Annotated in this window: 22 protein-coding genes; 19 read left to right on the forward strand and 3 right to left on the reverse strand. The window is 45.6% G+C overall.

Annotated elements, in window-relative coordinates; genetic code table 11:
- Window positions 1-29: 29 nt before the first annotated feature.
- The 16 genes from trmL to ACW5MY_RS04860 all read left to right on the forward strand — a co-directional run bounded on the left by trmL (window position 30) and on the right by ACW5MY_RS04860 (window position 14079).
- The gene (trmL, locus tag ACW5MY_RS04785) at window positions 30-512 is read left to right on the forward strand and encodes a tRNA (uridine(34)/cytosine(34)/5-carboxymethylaminomethyluridine(34)-2'-O)-methyltransferase TrmL (protein WP_088030492.1); all 483 of its coding nucleotides are present in this window, start codon (window positions 30-32) and stop codon (window positions 510-512) included.
- 125 nt (window positions 513-637) lie between these two features.
- Window positions 638-1270 carry a YhbD family protein gene (locus ACW5MY_RS04790; protein ID WP_013351612.1) on the forward strand — a complete coding sequence of 211 codons (633 nt, stop codon included), beginning with the start codon at window positions 638-640 and terminating at the stop codon, window positions 1268-1270.
- Window positions 1261-1974: a polymer-forming cytoskeletal protein gene (locus ACW5MY_RS04795; protein WP_013351613.1), complete on the forward strand. Its 714-nt coding sequence runs from the start codon at window positions 1261-1263 to the stop codon at window positions 1972-1974. Before ACW5MY_RS04790 ends, ACW5MY_RS04795 begins: the two co-directional genes overlap by 10 nt.
- An 11-nt stretch (window positions 1975-1985) precedes the next feature.
- Window positions 1986-2696 carry a hypothetical protein gene (locus tag ACW5MY_RS04800; protein WP_013351614.1) on the forward strand — a complete coding sequence of 237 codons (711 nt, stop codon included), beginning with the start codon at window positions 1986-1988 and terminating at the stop codon, window positions 2694-2696.
- 358 nt (window positions 2697-3054) lie between these two features.
- Window positions 3055-4950: a serine/threonine protein kinase PrkA gene (prkA, locus tag ACW5MY_RS04805; RefSeq protein ID WP_013351615.1), complete on the forward strand. Its 1896-nt coding sequence runs from the start codon at window positions 3055-3057 to the stop codon at window positions 4948-4950.
- 188 nt (window positions 4951-5138) lie between these two features.
- Entirely contained in the window at window positions 5139-6317 is a 1179-nt protein-coding gene (gene yhbH, locus ACW5MY_RS04810; RefSeq protein WP_014469945.1) for a sporulation protein YhbH, read from the forward strand.
- A 187-nt stretch (window positions 6318-6504) separates the two neighbouring features.
- A complete protein-coding gene (locus ACW5MY_RS04815) occupies window positions 6505-6969 on the forward strand; it encodes a MarR family transcriptional regulator (protein WP_013351617.1) in 465 nt (154 codons plus the stop codon).
- Window positions 6970-7005: 36 nt separating this feature from the next.
- Window positions 7006-7671 carry an HlyD family secretion protein gene (locus ACW5MY_RS04820; RefSeq protein WP_014471640.1) on the forward strand — a complete coding sequence of 222 codons (666 nt, stop codon included), beginning with the start codon at window positions 7006-7008 and terminating at the stop codon, window positions 7669-7671.
- A gap of 40 nt (window positions 7672-7711) precedes the next feature.
- The gene (locus ACW5MY_RS04825; RefSeq protein ID WP_013351619.1) at window positions 7712-9307 is read left to right on the forward strand and encodes an MFS transporter; all 1596 of its coding nucleotides are present in this window, start codon (window positions 7712-7714) and stop codon (window positions 9305-9307) included.
- A gap of 24 nt (window positions 9308-9331) precedes the next feature.
- A complete protein-coding gene (locus tag ACW5MY_RS04830) occupies window positions 9332-9865 on the forward strand; it encodes an NAD(P)H-dependent oxidoreductase (RefSeq protein WP_013351620.1) in 534 nt (177 codons plus the stop codon).
- Between the two features lie 12 nt (window positions 9866-9877).
- Window positions 9878-10249 carry a hypothetical protein gene (locus ACW5MY_RS04835; protein ID WP_013351621.1) on the forward strand — a complete coding sequence of 124 codons (372 nt, stop codon included), beginning with the start codon at window positions 9878-9880 and terminating at the stop codon, window positions 10247-10249.
- A gap of 118 nt (window positions 10250-10367) precedes the next feature.
- Window positions 10368-11135 (forward strand): hypothetical protein, encoded by a 768-nt coding sequence (locus ACW5MY_RS04840; protein WP_013351622.1) that lies wholly within the window; start codon window positions 10368-10370, stop codon window positions 11133-11135.
- Window positions 11136-11137: 2 nt separating this feature from the next.
- Entirely contained in the window at window positions 11138-11515 is a 378-nt protein-coding gene (locus ACW5MY_RS04845; RefSeq protein WP_013351623.1) for a GntR family transcriptional regulator, read from the forward strand.
- Window positions 11505-12221 carry an ABC transporter ATP-binding protein gene (locus tag ACW5MY_RS04850; RefSeq protein WP_041481636.1) on the forward strand — a complete coding sequence of 239 codons (717 nt, stop codon included), beginning with the start codon at window positions 11505-11507 and terminating at the stop codon, window positions 12219-12221. The genes ACW5MY_RS04845 and ACW5MY_RS04850 overlap by 11 nt, the downstream gene beginning before the upstream one ends.
- Window positions 12222-13139, forward strand: a complete 918-nt coding sequence (locus ACW5MY_RS04855; RefSeq protein ID WP_013351625.1) for an ABC transporter ATP-binding protein — start codon at window positions 12222-12224, stop codon at window positions 13137-13139.
- Window positions 13132-14079, forward strand: coding sequence for an ABC transporter permease (locus tag ACW5MY_RS04860; RefSeq protein WP_013351626.1), 948 nt, complete (start codon window positions 13132-13134; stop codon window positions 14077-14079). The genes ACW5MY_RS04855 and ACW5MY_RS04860 overlap by 8 nt, the downstream gene beginning before the upstream one ends.
- A gap of 83 nt (window positions 14080-14162) precedes the next feature.
- Here ACW5MY_RS04860 and cspB read toward each other — a convergent pair whose 3' ends face one another.
- Window positions 14163-14363: a cold shock-like protein CspB gene (cspB, locus tag ACW5MY_RS04865; protein WP_003155376.1), complete on the reverse strand. Its 201-nt coding sequence runs from the start codon at window positions 14361-14363 to the stop codon at window positions 14163-14165.
- A gap of 380 nt (window positions 14364-14743) precedes the next feature.
- On the opposite strand from cspB, the gene ACW5MY_RS04870 reads away from it, so the two are divergent.
- Window positions 14744-15568, forward strand: coding sequence for a MetQ/NlpA family ABC transporter substrate-binding protein (locus tag ACW5MY_RS04870; protein ID WP_013351627.1), 825 nt, complete (start codon window positions 14744-14746; stop codon window positions 15566-15568).
- Window positions 15569-15583: 15 nt separating this feature from the next.
- On the opposite strand, the gene ACW5MY_RS04875 is transcribed toward ACW5MY_RS04870, so the two are convergent.
- Complete coding sequence (locus tag ACW5MY_RS04875; protein WP_289394236.1) at window positions 15584-16666, reverse strand: GGDEF domain-containing protein; 1083 nt, start codon at window positions 16664-16666, stop codon at window positions 15584-15586.
- Window positions 16667-16817: 151 nt separating this feature from the next.
- Between ACW5MY_RS04875 and ACW5MY_RS04880 the strand changes: the two genes are divergently transcribed.
- Complete coding sequence (locus tag ACW5MY_RS04880) at window positions 16818-18209, forward strand: L-cystine transporter (protein WP_289394237.1); 1392 nt, start codon at window positions 16818-16820, stop codon at window positions 18207-18209.
- A 291-nt stretch (window positions 18210-18500) separates the two neighbouring features.
- The gene (locus tag ACW5MY_RS04885) at window positions 18501-18836 is read left to right on the forward strand and encodes a M20/M25/M40 family metallo-hydrolase (RefSeq protein WP_289394238.1); all 336 of its coding nucleotides are present in this window, start codon (window positions 18501-18503) and stop codon (window positions 18834-18836) included.
- A 168-nt stretch (window positions 18837-19004) separates the two neighbouring features.
- Here the strand turns inward: ACW5MY_RS04885 and ACW5MY_RS04890 are convergent, their stop codons facing one another.
- The gene (locus tag ACW5MY_RS04890; protein ID WP_013351631.1) at window positions 19005-19511 is read right to left on the reverse strand and encodes a hypothetical protein; all 507 of its coding nucleotides are present in this window, start codon (window positions 19509-19511) and stop codon (window positions 19005-19007) included.
- Window positions 19512-19544: the final 33 nt, after the last annotated feature.

Genomic DNA, 19544 nt, shown 5'->3' on the forward strand with positions numbered 1-19544 from the left:
TATAATGGTGGGCGGAATAAAAAACAGAGGTGAACATCGTGGCATTACATGTCGTTTTATATCAACCCGAAATCCCGGCCAATACGGGAAATATCGCACGTACTTGTGCGGCAACAGACACAACGCTTCATTTGATCCGCCCGCTCGGATTCTCAACCGATGATAAAATGCTGAAGCGCGCCGGACTCGATTACTGGGAGTTCGTCAACGTCGTATATCATGATTCATTGGACGAATTATTTGAGGCATATGAGAACGGAAAGTTTTTCTTCATTACAAAATTCGGGCAAAAGCCGCATACATCGTTTGACTACTCAAATACGGAGGAAGATGTTTTCTTCGTATTCGGCAGAGAAACGAGCGGACTTCCGAAAGAATTGATCGAAAACAATATGGACCGCTGCCTGCGTCTTCCGATGACCGAGCATGTGAGATCATTAAACCTGTCCAACACTGCCGCGATTCTTGTCTATGAAGCGCTGCGCCAGCAAAATTACAGAGATTTGACCTGAGAAAAAACCGCCCGGATACGGGGCGGTTTTTTTATGTAGCCGTGGTTCATGACATTTTTATATTTATAGGCTTAACAAACGTAACAGTGTTATGTTACAATGTTTTCATCAAAGGAGCTGGATTTATGGAGGAACAACTGATTTCTAAAAAAGAATTACTTGAAGAAACATCAATCTCATACGGACAGCTGTACCGCTGGAAGCGGAAAAATTTAATTCCTGAGGAATGGTTTATCCGAAAATCAACGTTTACAGGCCAGGAAACATTTTTTCCGAGAGCGGAAATATTAAAACGTATCTCAAAAATACAGAAAATGAAAGAAAATCTGTCTTTGGATGAAATGAGGGAAATGCTGTCTCCGCAAATGGCTGATGTCAACATAACGTTTGCGGAGCTGCTTCAAAAAGGGCTGATTTCAAAGGCCGCGCTGCAAGTTTACGGAGAAGGCGGCGTGACATTTACAGCTCGCGCGCTGCTGTCTTTATATGTGCTTGAAGGGCTTTTGCAGTCAGGCAATATCAATCTTGACGAAGGGAAAATGGCGGCGGAGGTGCTGAAAGTGTATGAGGATTCCGAGCTGAAAGCAAATACGGAGCTCGTCATGCTCCGAAAACTCGGCGTAACGACGTGCTTCATCTCAGACGCTGAACATATTCTGTTTGAACCATCTGTCAAAGTGGTTGAACGGGTGGCGCTTGCTGCGGCATCAGAAGAATTAAAAACGAAATGGATGCAGGAGGACCATCAATGGACGTAACAGATAAATTAGTCATCAACGGTTCAGGAAGTTCAAAAGGAGGCCGTTTTCATACGGTGGAGATCAACGGAAGCGGCACGGTCTCGGGTGATGTCGAGTGCACGAGCCTTCTGTTTAACGGCAGCGGAAAAACAGACGGGAATGTCAAGACGCAAACGCTGACGATCAGCGGTTCGGGGAAAATTTCCGGCAGCGCTGAAGCCGAATCTATCCGTATCAACGGAACGGGTGTCATTAAAGGTGATGTCAAAACGGAGCGGTTGAACGTCGCGGGATTTTCATCTTTCGGCGGCGGTGTGAAAGCTGATGATATCTTCATATCCGGGAAAGTCGGAATCGAAGGCGATTGTGAGACAGAGACGTTCCGTTCGGAAGGCAAATGCAAGATCGGCGGCCTGCTGAATGCCGATGAAGTCAGTATGAAGCTGGCGGCGGGTGAGAGCCATGTGAAGGAAATCGGCTGCCGCCATTTGAAGGTGATGAGCAGAAAAAGCGTGCTTACGCGTTTTAAACTGATGCCGGCTCCGGTGCTGACCGCAGAGCTGATTGAAGGTGACATCATTGACTTGGCGGACACAAACGCGCAGACAGTACGCGGGAAAACTGTGCGGATCGGCGCGGGATGCATCATTGAGACGGTGGAATACAGCGGCGATTTTACATGTGATCCTTCCGCTTCAGTAAACAAAGTCGTGAAAATATAGGAGGAGCTGCAGTGGAAACAACAAAAAAATTGAGTCATTTAAAAATGTACGGAGCCGGACACGCGGCCGGAGGCTCCTACCAGAATGTAAGCATTAAAGGCGAAGGGACTGTCGGCGAAGGACTTCGAAGCGAACGCTGCCGGATATTCGGTACAGGGCGTTTTCTCGGAGATGCCGAAACCAATCGGCTGAAAATTTTCGGAGAGCATGAGGTTGAAGGAGATTTATCGGCTCGTTCCGCAAATGTGATCGGCACGCTGAAAATTGGCGGCTCTATGCGTTTCACCCGAATGAGGCTGAAAGGACTTGCTGACATTTCCGGCAGTGCTGCGGGAGAGCAGTGCCATATAAAAGGCAGTCTCACCGTCAGCGGGGATTGCGAGACGGAGCAGCTTCATGTAACCGGCTGTATCAATGTGGCGGGATTGTTAAACGCGGGAGACGTAAACATCCATTTGCGTTATGACCAAAGCAAAGTCAAAGAAATCGGCGGCACATCGATTACCGTCAGACGGAAACCCGGTCTTCTTAAACGGAAAGCGGGAATGCTTTCTGCTGAATTGATTGAAGGAGACACGGTTTACCTCGAATATACGAAAGCGGACATCGTCAGAGGGAAGCATGTGGAAATCGGCCCGGGGTGCAAAATCGGAAAAATCGAGTATCGAACAAGCTGTAAAACACATGAGAAATCAACTGTCCAAGAACACATTCAAATATGAAACATTGTTATGTTGTACAGGAAAGGGTGCTCTTCATAAGGAGCACCCTTTTTGCCGTTATTCGTTTTCAGGCTTGCTGTCGTAACCCGCCGTAAAAATGGATACTAAAAAAGTGAGAATGACCCCCAGTAAAATGATCGTTTTCATCATTTCTCCTCCTCTTTGCTTTTCCATTTGCTGTCCGAGTCTGGATGAAACTGTATTTCTTTCATTATGAACGGTGCACCGGACCCTTGTCAATGACCGCCTTAAAACGCCTTTATTTTTAAGAAACGAAAAGCATGTATTTCACATCACCGCATAGATTGTAACAAAGTACCTTATTTCTAGTGCATTAACCATGATAGAGGAGGTTCTTATGGATATATTAAAGAAAATTGAAAAGTACAGAGAGGAAGAGCAGCGTCTCAAATGGGAAGGGACGTTCGCTGATTATTTGGAGATCATAAAAGAAAATCCATTGGTCGCACAGTCTGCTCATTCTCGCGTTTTTAATATGATAAAAGACAGCGGAATCGAGGAGAATGACGGTAAAAAGACATACAGCTTTTTCTCGCGGGAGCTGTTCGGCCTTGAAGAATCTCTGGAACGGCTCGTGGAGGAATACTTTCACCCGGCTGCCAAGCGGCTCGATGTAAGAAAACGGATTTTGCTATTAATGGGACCCGTCAGCGGCGGGAAATCAACCCTTGTCACCATGCTGAAAAAAGGGCTTGAAGCCTACTCATTGACAGACAACGGCGCAGTTTACGCCATTAAAGGCTGCCCGATGCATGAAGATCCTCTCCATCTCATTCCCCATCATCTGCGCGAAGACTTCTACAGAGAATACGGGATCAGAATTGAGGGCAGCCTGTCTCCGCTTAATGTCATGCGGCTTGAAGAAGATTACGGCGGCAGAATTGAAGATGTAAAGGTTGAACGCATTTTCTTCTCTGAGGATAAGCGTACCGGAATCGGAACCTTCAGTCCGTCCGACCCGAAATCACAGGATATTGCCGACTTGACGGGGAGCATTGATTTTTCAACGATTGCCGAATACGGCTCGGAATCAGATCCACGCGCCTATCGGTTTGACGGGGAATTAAATAAAGCAAACCGCGGAATGATGGAGTTTCAGGAAATGCTGAAATGCGATGAAAAATTTCTGTGGCACCTTCTGTCACTCACGCAGGAAGGGAATTTCAAAGCCGGGCGGTTTGCGCTCATCTCAGCTGACGAATTGATTGTTGCGCATACGAACGAAACGGAGTACCGCTCGTTTATTGCCAATAAAAAAAATGAAGCCCTTCATTCCAGAATCATCGTGATGCCTGTCCCTTATAATTTAAAGGTGTCCGAGGAAGAACGGATTTATGAAAAAATGATTTCTGAAAGTGATGTTTCTGACGTTCACATCGCCCCCCATACATTAAAAGTGGCTGCGATGTTTTCTATTTTAACCCGGCTGAAGGAACCGAACCGGTCTGATATTGATCTTGTCAAAAAAATGAGGCTCTATGACGGGGAAAGCGTTGAAGGTTACAATTCTGTTGATCTGGAGGATATGAAGAAGGAATTCCATGATGAAGGAATGAGCGGAATCGATCCGCGCTATGTCATCAACCGCATTTCCTCAACAATTATCAGAAAAAATATGGAATCCATCAATTCGCTTGACGTGCTGCGTTCCTTAAAAGAAGGACTTGACCAGCATCCTTCCATCTCTGCCGAGGACAAAGAGCGGTATATGAATTTTATTTCCGCCGCCCGGAAAGAGTACGATGACATTGCCAAAAAAGAAGTGCAGAAGGCGTTTGTCTATTCATATGAAGAATCCGCTAAAACACTCATGGATAATTATCTAGATAATGTGGAAGCGTACTGCAACAAAAATAAGCTCCGCGATCCGCTGACGGGAGAAGAAATGAATCCTGACGAAAAGCTGATGAGATCCATTGAAGAGCAGATCGGCATTTCAGAAAACGCGAAAAAAGCGTTCCGAGAAGAAATTTTAATCCGCATATCGGCCTATGCAAGAAAAGGAAAACGCTTCGACTACAATTCACATGAAAGACTCCGGGAAGCGATTCAGAAAAAGCTGTTCGCCGACTTAAAAGATGTGGTGAAAATTACGACTTCAACCAAAACGCCGGATGAGCAGCAGCTTAAAAAGGTCAATGAGGTAGTGGCGCGGTTAATAGATGAACACGGCTATAATTCGACAAGCGCAAATGAACTGCTGAAGTATGTCGGAAGCTTGTTAAACCGCTGATGCTTGATTCATGAAAGGCCCGTCCGTATAAGGACGGGTTCTTTTGTCTGTTTTTCGCAATTGTTTGTCAATTGGAAAGTCCGTCCGGCATAAGATAAGAATAAATCTTTTCGCCGGACTTGTTTCATAAACAGGAACAAGCCGGAATACACATGTAAAACGACCATAACGGTTAAGGAGGGGAATTCATGTCCCGTAATGACAGCGGAAATTTTTTGATTTCAGAGGAAGACTGGTCCCTCCATCGCAAAGGCTTTGACGACCAGCAGCGCCACCAAAAGAAAGTACAGGAAGCGATAAAAAACAACCTTCCGGACCTTGTCACTGAGGAAAGCATTATTATGTCCAACGGAAAGGATGTCGTGAAAATCCCGATTCGTTCGCTTGATGAATATAAAATCCGTTATAACTATGATAAAAACAAACATGTCGGCCAAGGTGACGGTGACAGCGAAGTCGGCGATGTCGTCGCAAGAGACGGCGCAGATAAAAAGCAGGGGGCCGGAAAAGGCCAGGGAGCCGGCGATCAGGCAGGCGAGGATTATTATGAAGCGGAAGTTTCATTGATGGATCTGGAAGAAGCGCTGTTTCAGGAATTAGAACTGCCGAATCTGCAGCAAAAAGAAAGGGACAATATCGTCCATACCGATATCGAGTTCAATGATATCCGGAAAACCGGACTGACAGGGAATATTGATAAGAAAAGGACGATGCTGTCGGCCTATAAACGAAACGCCATGTCAGGCAAGCCGTCGTTTTACCCGATTTATCCGGAAGATTTGAAATACAAAACATGGAATGATGTGACGAAGCCGGAATCGAAAGCTGTCGTATTAGCCATGATGGATACAAGCGGTTCGATGGGCGTATGGGAAAAATATATGGCGAGGAGCTTCTTTTTTTGGATGACACGATTTTTACGGACAAAGTATGAAACGGTTGATATCGAATTTATCGCCCATCATACGGAAGCGAAGGTTGTGTCTGAAGAAGATTTCTTTTCAAAAGGCGAGAGCGGCGGAACCATCTGCTCCTCCGTATACCGGAAGTCTCTTGAATTAATTGATGAAAAATATGATCCCGCGCGCTACAACATCTACCCGTTCCATTTCTCAGACGGAGATAATTTAACATCGGATAATGCGAGGTGCGTAAAGCTTGTCAATGACATCATGAAAAAATCGAATCTGTTCTGCTACGGTGAGGTCAATCAATATAACAGGCATTCCACACTCATGTCCGCCTATAAAAATGTCAAAGATGATAAATTTAAATATTACATCCTGAAGCAGAAATCAGACGTATTTCAAGCGCTGAAAAGCTTTTTTCAAAAAGAAGAAGCGGGTGTAAGCAAAGCATCGTATTAAACAAAAAGCCGAGTGAAGAATCGTGCGGCTGCGATTCTTCCTCTCGGCTTTTTTTAATTAAAAATAAAGAGAAAAAGCGGCATAAAAAAAATCCTTAAAAAATGAAACTTTTCTCTTTACAAACCTTCTTACATTTATTAATATTTTATCTTGTGAACTATTATTAAGGGAATGAGGTGAAAATACGGTGATTGAATCAGAGCTCGCTTTGCTCAGTTTTGAACAGCTGTTTGATACTTCCAGATCGATTTACAAAAAGCAGAAAATGATTCTGGAGACAGTTCTGGAACCTTATGATATTACAGTCCTGCAGTATCTGCTGATGTTCAAAATACATAAGAGCAAAAGCACGCAGCTTTCAAGGCTGGCTTTGTCGCTTGATCTGAAACCGGCGTCTGTCACGAGAATGACCGATATTCTGTATAAGCGCCGCTTAATGGATCGGAGCGACTATCACGACGACCGGCGTGTTGTTATGATTCAGTTAACCGAAGAGGGGGAAGAACTTCTACAGAAAGCTGCTGTTCAATATGCCGAAAAAGCGGCGATCTTATACCAGCAGCTCAATACCGCTGACCTGCAGTACCTGCGCAAGCTTGCCGAAAGTTTAACGAAGCTTGCAAACGGCTGTGCAGTGAAAAACGGTAAATAAAAAAATCCCCACATATTTTTATCATCATTCCACAAAATGATAGAGGAAGAAACGAAAGGAGAAAACAAAATGAACAGAGGACGTTTAATTCTGACCAACATTATCGGTTTGATTGTTGTTCTTGCAATTATAGGCGGAGGTGCTTACTACTATTATCAAAGCACACACTATGTAAAAACCGATGAAGCGAAAGTTGCCGGCGACATGGCTGCTATCACAGCTCCTGCTGCGGGTAAAGTAACTGACTGGAACCTTGACGAGGGGAAAGAAGTAAGTAAAAACGACGTTGTTGCAAAAATCAAAGGACAGCAAAATGCTGACGTAAAAGCCATCATGGATGGAACAATCGTGAAAAACCAAGTGAAAAACGGCCAAATGGTGCAAGCCGGTACGACAATTGCCCAGGAAATTGACATGAAACACCTTTACATCACTGCGAACATTAAAGAAACAGACATTAAAGACATTGAAGTAGGAAACAAAGTAGATGTCGTTGTTGACGGAGACCCGAATACAACATTTGACGGAACTGTAGAAGAAATCGGTTATGCGACAACTTCAACTTTTGATATGCTGCCTTCTTCAAACTCAAGCGGCAACTACACAAAAGTAACGCAAAAAGTTCCTGTTAAAATTTCACTTAGCAACCCATCTGACAAGGTGCTTCCTGGTATGAACGCATCTGTAAAAATCTCTGAATAATACAGATCAGTCATCAAACCATGAAGGGAGGTTGTCTTAGGTGGCTAAATCAGATAATCAAGTAAAAAGTCCTAAAACATTGCTTATTGTGCTTATGGCCGGGTTATTCCTGGCGATCTTGAACCAAACGCTTCTTAACGTGGCGATGCCGCACTTAATGACCGAGTTCGGTGTGAGTGCGACGACGATTCAGTGGCTGACGACCGGGTACATGCTGGTCAACGGCGTTTTGATTCCGTTATCGGCCTTCTTAATTACCCGGTTCGGGCAGAGAAGCCTCTTTCTCGTAGCCATGTTCTGTTTTACAGCGGGAACGTTAGTCTGCGGTATCGCGCCTAACTTCTCAACCATGCTGATCGGCCGGTTAATTCAGGCGGTCGGCGGCGGTATCCTGCAGCCGCTTGTCATGACAACCATTCTGCTTATCTTCCCGCCTGAAAGCAGGGGGAAAGGAATGGGGATTTTCGGTCTTGCGATGATGTTTGCTCCTGCGGTCGGACCGACTCTTTCCGGCTGGATCATTGAGCATTACACATGGCGCATTATGTTCTACGGCCTTGTTCCGATCGGGGCGATCGTTATTATCGTAGCGTTCTTCCTCTTTAAGAACTTGGTGGAACCGCAAAAAATCAAACTCGACAGCTTGGGTGCGATCCTATCCATTGTCGGATTTGCTTCATTGCTTTACGGAGTCAGTGAAGCGGGCAGTGACGGCTGGGGAGATCCGATCGTTCTGTCTACTGTCATTGTCGGTATCATCGCGATTGCCGCGTTTGTCATTCAGCAATTGCGCTCTGAAAAACCGATGCTCGACTTCCGGGTATTTAAATATGATATTTTCTCACTTTCCAGTGTGATTAACATCATTATTACCATTGCGCTTTACACAGGAATGTTCCTGCTTCCGATTTACCTGCAGAACTTAGTCGGCTTTACGGCGCTGCAATCGGGTCTCTTGCTATTGCCGGGCGCGATTGTCATGCTGATCATGTCGCCGATTTCCGGTATTCTGTTTGACAAAATCGGTCCGAGACCGCTTGCGATCATCGGGCTGGTCATCACGGTCGCAACGACATTCCAGTATACAAAATTGACAATTGACACACCTTATACGCATATCATGCTTGTCTATGCCATCCGCGCATTCGGTATGTCACTGTTAATGATGCCTGTTATGACAGCCGGAATGAACCAGCTTCCGGCACGATTGAACAGCCACGGCACGGCGATGAGCAACACGCTCCGCCAGATCAGCGGTTCAATCGGAACAAGTTTGATCACAACTATTTATACGAACCGCACGACTATGCATTATTCGCAGATTGCGGATAAAACGAGCACGGCTGATCCAAACTTCATGCAGTCGTTCCAAAGCGCGGTTTCGAATTTAATGGTCAACATGAACATGTCGCTTGATGCGGCGAAACAAACCGTTTATTCATATCTCTACAAAACAGCTTCACTTAATTCCAATGTTATGGGGATTAATGACGCGTTTATGTGGGCGACGATTTTCGCTGTTATCGGCGTTGTCCTGAGCCTGTTCTTGCGTGACGTACGGAAAGACAAACAGCGGGCGAAGAAAAAAGAGGAGCTGTCATTGCTTCCGGCCCCTAAAGAAGTGAAGGAATCTTAATCATCTGAATGGGAGGTTTCCTGAATGAAAATTTACGTAGTGTACGATAGTGAAGGCGAACACACAAAACACCTTGCCGAAGCCATTGCGGAAGGAGCAAGAGAAAACGCTGAGGCTGAGGTTCTGATTGACCATGTCGATCAAGCCGACATCCGCAAGCTGAAAGATATGGATGCCATTATCTGGGGATGCCCAGGACACTTTGGCACTATCAGTTCAGGCTTAAAAGCGTGGATCGACAAACTCGGCTACCTGTGGGCTGAAGGCGAGCTGATTGATAAAGTCGGCGCTGTATTCTGCACGACGGCGACAACGCACGGCGGATTAGAAATGACAATGCACAATCTGATTACTCCGATGTTTCACCAAGGCATGATTGTTGTCGGCCTTCCCGGAAACGTCCCTGAAAACGCTCTGTACGGCTCTTACTACGGCGCAGGCGTCACATGCCCGGTTGACAGCGATGTGCTGATGACGGAAGAAGGCCTTCAATTAGGCCGAGCGCTTGGCCGACGTGTCAGCCAGGTTACAGGTAATTTAACAGCCGGACGACAGTAAGGAGAGGGTTATATGGCCATTATTATAGCGGTTATTGCTGCTGTCATTGTAATTGCACTTCTTATCACATTCAATGTCCGCAGCACTGCTGCAGGACAGAATGTCAGAGAAGAAACCAGAGAAGCGATCGGCACTGCAGCCGAACAGCCGGAAAAGCATGATCCGGCCGAGGAACGCTCGGCCGAGCATGTTCCCGTCGTTGTAAAATCTGAAGCTCCCCGTGAGAAAAAGAATACAATGGGCGATGATGTGTACCGTCAGGCGCTTCAGAAGTTTAAGACTTCTGACACGGATCAGGAAACAAATGATCCCGAAAGCGGCGGCAAAATGCAGGATAGCAGCTATCGTGATGCGCTGCTCTCCTTAAAAAACAAAAAGAAGTAACGGAAAAGGCAAATCTGCGTAAGAGCGGATTTGCCTTTTTTTATTGAAGATATTGTCATTCACTATGATCTAGTGTACTATGTTACTCATACACTGGATTCGAATGGAGAGAAAAAGAATGACATCGTTTTTAGGTTTGCTGAAAAAAGATGCGAAGGTTTCATGGGTCTGGCTCGCAGTTTGGCTTTGCGTCATGATTTGCTGGGCGCTTACAGCCCACATAATCGCTGCCCGGCAGAAAGAACCGCTCGTCATTTTCGGCTTTTTTGCGGCAATGGGGTTTTTTCAATTTCTTGTGGCGCCGCTTTTTATGTACTATCACCTCCATAAGGAAGGGAAAAATCAGCTGTGGCTTTACAATCCGAATGGCGGGTTTTATCTGCTGGCTTCCAAGCTAACGGCCTCACTGCTGTATCAGTTTATCGGACAGCTGGCGCTGACCGGCTACGGCATTTGGATGTACCGGATGCTTTCTGCAAAAGGAGCCCTTGAACAGCCCGTTCCCCTTGCCGGCACAATGACCGGACTGAATGCTTATCTGCTGATCAGTTCAGCGTACTTATCAGTGATCGTAGCCGTATTTTGGACTGTTTTTCACTCGTTAAAACATTTTCCCGTCCTCCGTTGGGTGATCTGCATCGTGCTTGCCGCAGTATGGTCTTATATTGACGATAAAATCATGACGCCTTTCACTTCATCTCAGCATCATTTATGGCCGGTAAAAGTGTATGCGGATTTTGATTTTCACTATACAAAATTGGCCGGCTGGAAGATGGAACTGACGGCCGTCCACTTCTCGCTTTTCAGCTTCCTTGCCGTGATCGTGTTTTCGGCGGTTTGTCTCGCGCTGGCCTCTATGCTGCTGAATCGCAAGGTTGAGGTGTAATGATGGAGCATGAATTTCAGTCATCTAAGCCGATTTATCTGCAGATTGCCGACCGTGTATATTACCGGCTGATCCGAAGTGAGCTTTCGCCGGGAGACAAATTGCCGTCCGTCAGAGAGATGGCCTTACAGATGAAAGTGAATCCGAATACGATACAAAGAACATACAGTGAAATGGAAAGGCTGGGGATCGTGGAAACGAAAAGAGGACAGGGAACCTTTATATCAGAAAGACCTGATCTGAAAGCAGAGCTGAAAGACCGGCTGACAAAAGACGTATTCAAACGCTTTATTCAGGAAATGGCGGAGCTGGGGCTATCTGCTCAAGAAATGCTCGACGGGATCAAACAATATGCGGAGGAAGCAAACGATGAATCTTGATTTTGAACACGTCACAAAAAAATACGGCCGCAGGCTCGCGGTCAGCGATGTCTCATTTTCATTGTCTCCGGGTAAGATCTACGGAATATTAGGGCCGAACGGAAGCGGTAAATCCACAACGCTGAAAATGCTTGCCGGGCTTGCGTTCCCGACCGCGGGCACAGTCCGGATCGGAGGCCGTGCCGTAAGCCGGAACATGCTTTTTCGTACGGCTTATTTAACCGAACATGATATGTTTTTCGCCCGGACGACTGTCGGTGATATGCTCGCATTTTATCATTCACAGTTCCCGGATTTTCAGCTGGAAAAAGCACACGGCCTATTATCGGAAATGAATCTCTCAGCGGAGCAGAAGATAAAAGAACTGTCCAAAGGCAGCCGGGGCAGGCTGAAAATCGTCCTGGCCCTGTCGAGAAGAGCATCCGTTATTCTGCTGGATGAGCCGTTTTCCGGCCTGGATCCGGCGGTCAGGGAATCGATTGTCAACAGTCTCGTATCTTATATTGATTTTGACAGTCAGATCGTAGTCATCGCCACACATGAGATCGATGAGATTGAGACGCTGTTAGACGAAGTGATGGTGTTCAGAAAAGGGAAAATCGCTGAACAGCGCGAGGTCGAAGAAATTCGCGAACAGGAAGGAATGTCCGTGCTTCAATGGTATAAAAGCGTCATGCAGAAGCACGAAAAAGAAGGGGGATTCTAATTGGAAACGGTATTGGAACTGCAACAGGTAAAGAAAACGATAAAAGGACGAACGATTATTCATGATCTGAGCTTTTCCGTCCAAGCGGGCGAAGTATTTGGGTTTTTAGGGCCGAACGGAGCGGGAAAAACCACTACGATCAGAATGATGGTCGGATTAATGAAACTGTCTCATGGAGACATCGTAATCTGCGGAGAATCCATTACGAAAAACTATTCAAAAGCGGTCAGGCACATCGGAGCCATCGTGGAAAACCCGGAACTGTACAAATTCCTGAGCGGTTATAAAAACTTACAGCAGTACGCAAGGATGGTAAAAGGCGTTACGAAAGAAAAAATAGATGAGGTCATCGAGCTCGTCGGATTACAGGACAGAATACATGACAAAGTAAAAACCTATTCTCTTGGGATGAGACAGCGCCTCGGCCTTGCCCAAAGCCTGCTGCATAATCCTAAGGTTCTGATTCTGGATGAACCGACAAACGGCCTTGATCCCGCAGGCATCAGGGAAATCAGGGACCACCTGAAAAAGCTGACACGTGAAAAAGGGATGGCGGTCATCGTCTCAAGCCATCTGCTGTCAGAAATGGAGTTAATGTGCGATCGAATCGGCATTCTGCAAAAGGGGGAGCTTGTCGATATACAAAAGGTAAGGGATGAAGGAAAAGAGGATAAAGATACATACTTCTTCCATATTGAACAAAGAGAAGAGGCACTTGCCGTCCTGACTCAATTTGACTGTGTGAAGAAGACAAACGGCTTTGAGATCAAGCTGTCAAAACAGGAAGTGCCTGATGTGATTTCACTTCTCGTCCGTGAAAATGTCCGCTTATATGAAGTGAAAATCGTCACAAAATCTTTAGAAGACCGTTTCTTGGAAATTACCGGGGGAACGAAAGAGGAGGTTCAATATGTTTAACCTGATCTATAATGAATGGATTAAAATTTTCAGCCGTGTCGGCACGTGGGCAATGATTGTGATTTTAGGCGTTGCGATGATAGGCTTTGCGCTTCTGTCAAACCACTTTACTTCCAATGAAGCCAATCCGAATTGGAAACAAGAGCTCCAGGCTGAAAACAAAGAAATGAAACAGCAGATGAAGGAAACCGGAAATCAGACTCTCATTGATAATCTGAAACAGAATATCGCGATAAATGAATATCGCATTGATCATAATATCCCGAAAGATACAGGGTACACAGTATGGTCATACGTAGCTGATTCTGCGATGATGACTGTTTTGACCGGCTTGTTTACGATCATCATTGCCGCAGGCATCGTGGCGAATGAGTTCAACTGGGGGACGATCAAGCTTCTGGCCATCCGCCCGCTCAGCCGTTTTCAGATTTTGCTTTCTAAATATATGACGGTGCTGCTGTTCGGGCTGCTTATGCTTGTAATTTTATTTGCCGGCTCCGCTCTGTTGGGATTACTCTTTTTCGGCACAAGCGGCGACACAGCCGCTAATGTTCATCTCGTATACAAAGACGGACAAGTTTTTGAGCAAAATATCATCGCATTTCTGGCGAAAACATACGTATATGAATCTGTCTCGGCCTTTATGCTTGCGACGATGGCGTTTATGCTGTCTGCAGTATTCCGGAACAGTTCGTTAGCGGTCGGATTCTCTATTTTTCTATTGGTTATGGGAAGCACGGCGACTGTATTTCTCGCTGCGAAATTTGAATGGGCAAAATATATTTTATTTGCCAATACGGATTTATCGCAATATATGAACGGGACTCCTTTAGTAGAGGGCATGACGATGACATTTTCGGTTGTGATGCTTGTGATTTACTTCATCATTTTTATGGCGCTCGCATTCGGCGTCTTCTTAAAACGGGATATTGCTACCTGATATAAAAAGCTGTTTTGCCTTTGCAAAACAGCTTTTAAATTTAAAAAACCTGCCGGCGTACACCGGCAGGTTTTTTAAGACATTTATGCTTTTGTTACGTTAGCAGCTTGTGGTCCGCGGTTTCCTTCAACGATTTCGAAAGAAACAGATTGGCCTTCTTCTAAAGTTTTGAAGCCTTCGCCTTGAATAGCAGAGAAGTGAACGAATACATCGTCTTGACCTTCTACTTCGATGAATCCGAATCCTTTTTCAGAGTTGAACCATTTTACTTTACCTTCTAACATGAAATTTCCTCCTAAAGCGACATAACGCTTAAATTCACTATTCTTGCTCTAAAACAAACTTCCAAGACGAAAACTCTTACAAAACTTTCTTCTTAAAGATAGTTCGAACAAAAATAATTACCTTTACTCTACCAGTAATCCGGAGAAAAAACAACTGCTAAATGTAACTTTTTTTGAAATAACATTATTTAAGGCGGAACACTCTGGTGGGGAAAGCCGATCTGAGACTGAACAGCACATTTTCAGCTGGTAAAAGCCGCTTTTTACCCTGTGAAGGAAGCAATTGACAACCCTTTTTTAAATCGGTATTGTTAACATAATCATAGCCCGAATGCATGGTGCAGCTTTTGCACATAACAATAGATAGGGAGTAGGTTATCTTGAACCTGCGGCTTATAAACAGTCTGTTTCTCTTCATCGTGATCATGTCACTTACTTCATGCCATTCCCCCGCGGGGAATCGGACAATTACTATCGGAATCAATGAATCTGATCAAATGATCTGGGATTTTGTCGCAAAAAAAGCAAGAGAGAAAGGGTTGAATCTTTCATTGGCAGCGTTTTCGGATTATGCGGAGGCTGATTTGGCACTTGCCGGCGGAGATCTCGATGCCAATGCGTTTCAAACCGTTTCTTATTTTAAATCCCTGCCGCCTAATGTGAAAAATAAGCTGGCTCCTTTAGGAACGACATATGCGGCGTCGATCGGGGTGCAGTATAAACAGCTGGAGGATATACCGGACGGCGCGGTCATTGCCGTGCCTGACGAAGCGGCGGCCTTCGACAGAGCGCTCTTTCTCATGCAGGAGGCCGGACTGATTACATTGAAAAAAGGATTCAACGGGACGGGTTCAGCAGATATGATCAAGGACAACCCGAAACATCTGATCTTAAAAACGGAAACAAAAAAGAACGCATTTCAAGCGGCGGAACATGCTGACGCAGCAGTTCTCAGTCAAAGTGACGCGAAAAAAGCAGGATTTCATGCGGAGAAGGACGCATTGATCCGATCGGCGCAGATGAAGGAAGCGTATCTCCATCTGATCGCCGTCAGAGCTGAAGATAAAGATGATGAGCGGATGCGAACACTCCTGTCTTTGTATCAATCAGATGATACCGCGGCGTTTATTGAAAAAGAATATCAGGGCAGCCTGGTTCCTGTTTTCCTGCCGGGCAGCAGCGTTCTCACTGAAAAGAAAGAATGATTCCCCTTGCGGCGGTCATTCTTTTTTTTCAGTGCTGCATACTTGGTTGCGTCCCGATGTTTTTGCTTTGTACAGCAGCCGGTCTGCGATCAGAGGCAATGTCTGCGGATCCGCCGTATTTGTCGGATAATGCGCGATGCCGAGGGAAACGGTCACGGGAATTGTATCTCCGCTCGTTAAAAGAATCGGGTTCCCGTCAATAGCCTGTCTGATTTCTTCTGCGAGGTGAAGCCCTTTTTTATATGTGCAATTCGGTATAAGCACGGCAAATTCTTCGCCGCCGATCCGGGCTGACGGATCAGAGCCGCTGATTAAGAACCTCAGCCGCGCCCCCAGTTCCTTCAGCACTTGATCGCCTTCATAATGGCCGTATTGATCATTGATCTGTTTAAAGTGATCAATATCAAAATAAATAAGCGCGAGCTGAGATGAGGCGGATTGAGACGCCCGGTCGTAAAGAACGCGCGAGACTTCCTCAAATTTTCTCTTATTAAAAATTCCCGTCAGAAAATCATAATTCGCTTGAAACTTGTATTGCTTGAATAAAAGGCGGGCGTCGGCTTCGTGTTTGATGATATACAGTGACAGCATTCCGCCCACGGTGGAAATGAGCCAATAATAAACGAGGGCCCCGGCAGGCTGCTGTTCAGGCATAAGTAACAGCATCGTCAAGGTGAAAATAACGTTTGAGAAAAGCAGCATAACGAACGCCTTTTTGCGATCCGGCTTTTTTCCTCTGAGGACGGCCACAGAAAGAATCGCAATCATCCCGACTGCGACGATGGAAAAAATGGCGCTGGCATTGAAATTGATCAGTATCCGGCCTGCGACGATAATCATAAAGGCAGCTGCCGTAGACACCCAGCCTCCGTAAAGAGCGGCAATAATAATGGGGATATTTCTGAGATCAATGATGGAATCGGAGTAAGAAAAGCCGAAAGCAATCAGAAAAACCCCTAAAAGCCCGCAGGCCGTCCCCTTCAGTAATTGAAACATCGGACGGTCTTCTTTATGCGAAAGCGACTCTTTAAAAAGAAGGGTGAAGAGATAATTAAATGTGATTAAAATCGTCAAATTAAGAAACAGTTCCTTCGGCATAACAATCACCCTTATATAAGTTACTAAAGAAAGGGTGGAAAGAAAAGAGAAAAGTCTATAAAAATACATATATTGTCAATTCTTACTTGACCGATCGGAATTGATATAATATAGTGTTAAAGGATAATGAACAAGGGAGTGTTTACCTGTTTTGAAGAATTTATTTGTTGTCTTACATGTTTTCATAATGCTTTTGCTTATAGCAGGTCTGTTTGTGATGCAAAAAAAACACGTTTCCTTTTCTAAACGTGTCTTTACCGCGCTCGGATTAGGCATTGTATTCGGTTTTGCACTGCAATTGATTTACGGGCCGGCTTCACATATCGTTACACAAACGGCCGATTGGTTTAATATCGCCGGCGGCGGTTATGTCAAATTGCTTCAGATGATCGTCATGCCGCTCGTCTTTATTTCCATTCTCGGCGCATTTACGAAACTGAAGCTGACCCATAACATCGGAAAAATCAGCGGCCTGATCATCGGAATTTTAATCGCCACGACAGCAATTGCCGCGGCAGTCGGAATTGTTTCGGCGCTTTCCTTTGATCTGAAGGCCGTTCATATCGACCAAGGGAGCACTGAGTTATCAAGAGGACAGGAGCTGCAGCAAAAATCTGAGGATATGACGGCCAAAACGCTGCCTCAGCAAATCGTTGAACTTCTGCCGGCGAATCCGTTTCTTGATTTCACGGGGGGAAGACCGACTTCCACCATCGGAGTCGTTATTTTCGCCGCTTTTCTCGGCATCGCTTTCCTCGGAGTGAAACGGAAGCAGCCGGAGCACGCTGCGACATTCAGCGGAATTGTCGATGCGGTTTACGCGATTATTATGCGAGTCGTTACATTAATTTTAAGGCTGACGCCTTACGGGGTATTGGCGATTATGACAAAAACGATCGCGACAAGCGACATCGACAGCATTGTGAAATTGGGCATGTTTGTTATCGCTTCATACGCCGCGCTTATCGTCATGTTTATCATTCACTTGCTGCTGATTACGTTCAGCGGTTTAAATCCGGTCACATATGTGAAAAAAGCATTTCCGGTCATGGTGTTTGCCTTTACGTCCCGTTCTAGCGCAGGGGCTTTGCCGCTCAATATTAAAACACAAAAAAGCATGGGCGTACCGGAAGGAATTGCGAACTTCGCAGGTTCATTCGGCTTATCGATCGGACAAAACGGCTGTGCCGGCATTTACCCGGCGATGCTTGCGATGATGATTGCGCCGACGGTGGGGCAAAATCCGTTTGAACCGGGATTTATCATTTCCGTCATCGCGATAGTGGCAATCAGTTCCTTCGGTGTAGCAGGCGTAGGAGGCGGCGCGACATTTGCGGCTCTTCTCGTCTTATCCGCTTTAAACATGCCTGTTGCGCTTGCCGGTCTGCTCATTTCAATTGAGCCGTTAATTGACATGGGGCGCACCGCCTTAAATGTCAGCGGCAGCATGACTGCGGGACTGTTAACAAGTAAAATGACGAAGGAAACCGATACCTCGGTTTATAATGATTCTTCCATCGTCATTGAAGCTGAAGAAGCTTAACTAAAGCCTGCCATTGGCACATAAGTTTTTTGTCAGCCACACTGCATGGCTGGTCTCATAAAAATAAAATTCTCGACCTTAAAAAGCCTTAACTTCACCCGGAAGTTAAGGCTTTTTTTAGTGAGAAGAAAGACGTTTGCCGCTGCATTAATTGTCTGTTCCCCAGACTATCAGTGTCTCCCTCAGTATTAATCACTAGGTTTTGAGCCAAATGCTATCAATGTAATTCCGTCATTAGCGACATTTACAGTTGATTTATGTGATCCGGACGAAAAGAGACCTCAAGAAGAATTGGCACTAGCCAATTACCTGAAAGATTTGGTAGAGTCTGAAAGCGCATCTATTACATCTGAACAATTAGTCCGTTTTAATCCCGTGGTATTTGATAAAAATATCGTTGAATTGATTGAGCGGGCTGCAAATAAACGAGGGCTGGAATCGAAACGGATGACCTCCGGAGCCGGGCACGAAGCACAAATGATGGCCCGCATCTGTCCAACGGCTATGATTTTTGTCCCAAGTGTAGAGGGGATCAGCTATAACCCTGAAGAGTACACGAAAGATCATGACCTTGCAGCGGGTGCCCATGTATTGTTAGATGTCGTTTGTAATCTATCGTCTGACTAATATCAAAATCAATTTATAGCTTGGGATGATGGATGGAGCCTTACGGTTAAACAAGATGCCTGTTGTGACAATTGTTAACGAATGAAGGATTTTTTAGCTCACCGAGTCCAAAACCGGCGGGATTAAAGAACCCACGAATCCTTACTAGACAAGGATTCGTGGGTTTTTTTACTGATTTCCGGGTTCGATTTCTTCCAGCATATTCATCACGGTGCTGTCATTTAAAACATTTACCGCGCTTTCTTCAAAGTGAATCGGCTCCGTATAGTGAGGCTTTGCCGAAGTTTCTTTTCTGCGGTCTGTCTGTCCGTCTGTATGCCTCCGGCTGTGTTCATGAGACGAAGATGATGCGCCGGAGTGATTGCGGGAAGTCTGCTCATGCTGCTGGCGGCCGGATTCCCCGCCGAAAGCCTGTTTGATCAGCTCGGCAGGCTGCATGGAGCCGGTTTGTGAGTGCCGGGCTTTGTCTGTATGCTGCTGGCGGCCGGATTCCCCGCCGAAAGCCTGTTTAATCAGCTCAGCAGGCTGCATGGAATGAGCGCCATCCTTATGCTGCATTTGTCCTGAAACCATTCCGGTGATTTTGCGGCGGATTTCCGGTGATAAAGCTGCGATCAAAAGTGATGATCCGATCAGCAGCGCTGTCGGGCTGATGCCTTTTTTTTGTCTGAACAAGTTAAATCCCTCCTCATTCAATTGATTACGCTT

Source organism: Bacillus sp. Bwzl_19 (assembly GCF_054900515.1).

Excerpts from the sequence above, each read along its gene's own strand:
- ACW5MY_RS04850 (WP_041481636.1), top strand. The coding sequence starts at position 11,505 with ATGAATCTTGATTTTGAACACGTCACAAAAAAATACGGCCGCAGGCTC.
- yhbH (WP_014469945.1), top strand. The coding sequence starts at position 5,139 with ATGTCCCGTAATGACAGCGGAAATTTTTTGATTTCAGAGGAAGACTGG.
- ACW5MY_RS04840 (WP_013351622.1), top strand. The coding sequence starts at position 10,368 with ATGACATCGTTTTTAGGTTTGCTGAAAAAAGATGCGAAGGTTTCATGG.
- ACW5MY_RS04790 (WP_013351612.1), top strand. The coding sequence starts at position 638 with ATGGAGGAACAACTGATTTCTAAAAAAGAATTACTTGAAGAAACATCA.
- cspB (WP_003155376.1), bottom strand. The coding sequence starts at position 14,363 with ATGTTAGAAGGTAAAGTAAAATGGTTCAACTCTGAAAAAGGATTCGGA.
- prkA (WP_013351615.1), top strand. The coding sequence starts at position 3,055 with ATGGATATATTAAAGAAAATTGAAAAGTACAGAGAGGAAGAGCAGCGT.
- ACW5MY_RS04830 (WP_013351620.1), top strand. The coding sequence starts at position 9,332 with ATGAAAATTTACGTAGTGTACGATAGTGAAGGCGAACACACAAAACAC.
- ACW5MY_RS04795 (WP_013351613.1), top strand. The coding sequence starts at position 1,261 with ATGGACGTAACAGATAAATTAGTCATCAACGGTTCAGGAAGTTCAAAA.
- ACW5MY_RS04835 (WP_013351621.1), top strand. The coding sequence starts at position 9,878 with ATGGCCATTATTATAGCGGTTATTGCTGCTGTCATTGTAATTGCACTT.
- ACW5MY_RS04860 (WP_013351626.1), top strand. The coding sequence starts at position 13,132 with ATGTTTAACCTGATCTATAATGAATGGATTAAAATTTTCAGCCGTGTC.
- ACW5MY_RS04820 (WP_014471640.1), top strand. The coding sequence starts at position 7,006 with ATGATAGAGGAAGAAACGAAAGGAGAAAACAAAATGAACAGAGGACGT.
- ACW5MY_RS04875 (WP_289394236.1), bottom strand. The coding sequence starts at position 16,666 with ATGCCGAAGGAACTGTTTCTTAATTTGACGATTTTAATCACATTTAAT.
- ACW5MY_RS04845 (WP_013351623.1), top strand. The coding sequence starts at position 11,138 with ATGGAGCATGAATTTCAGTCATCTAAGCCGATTTATCTGCAGATTGCC.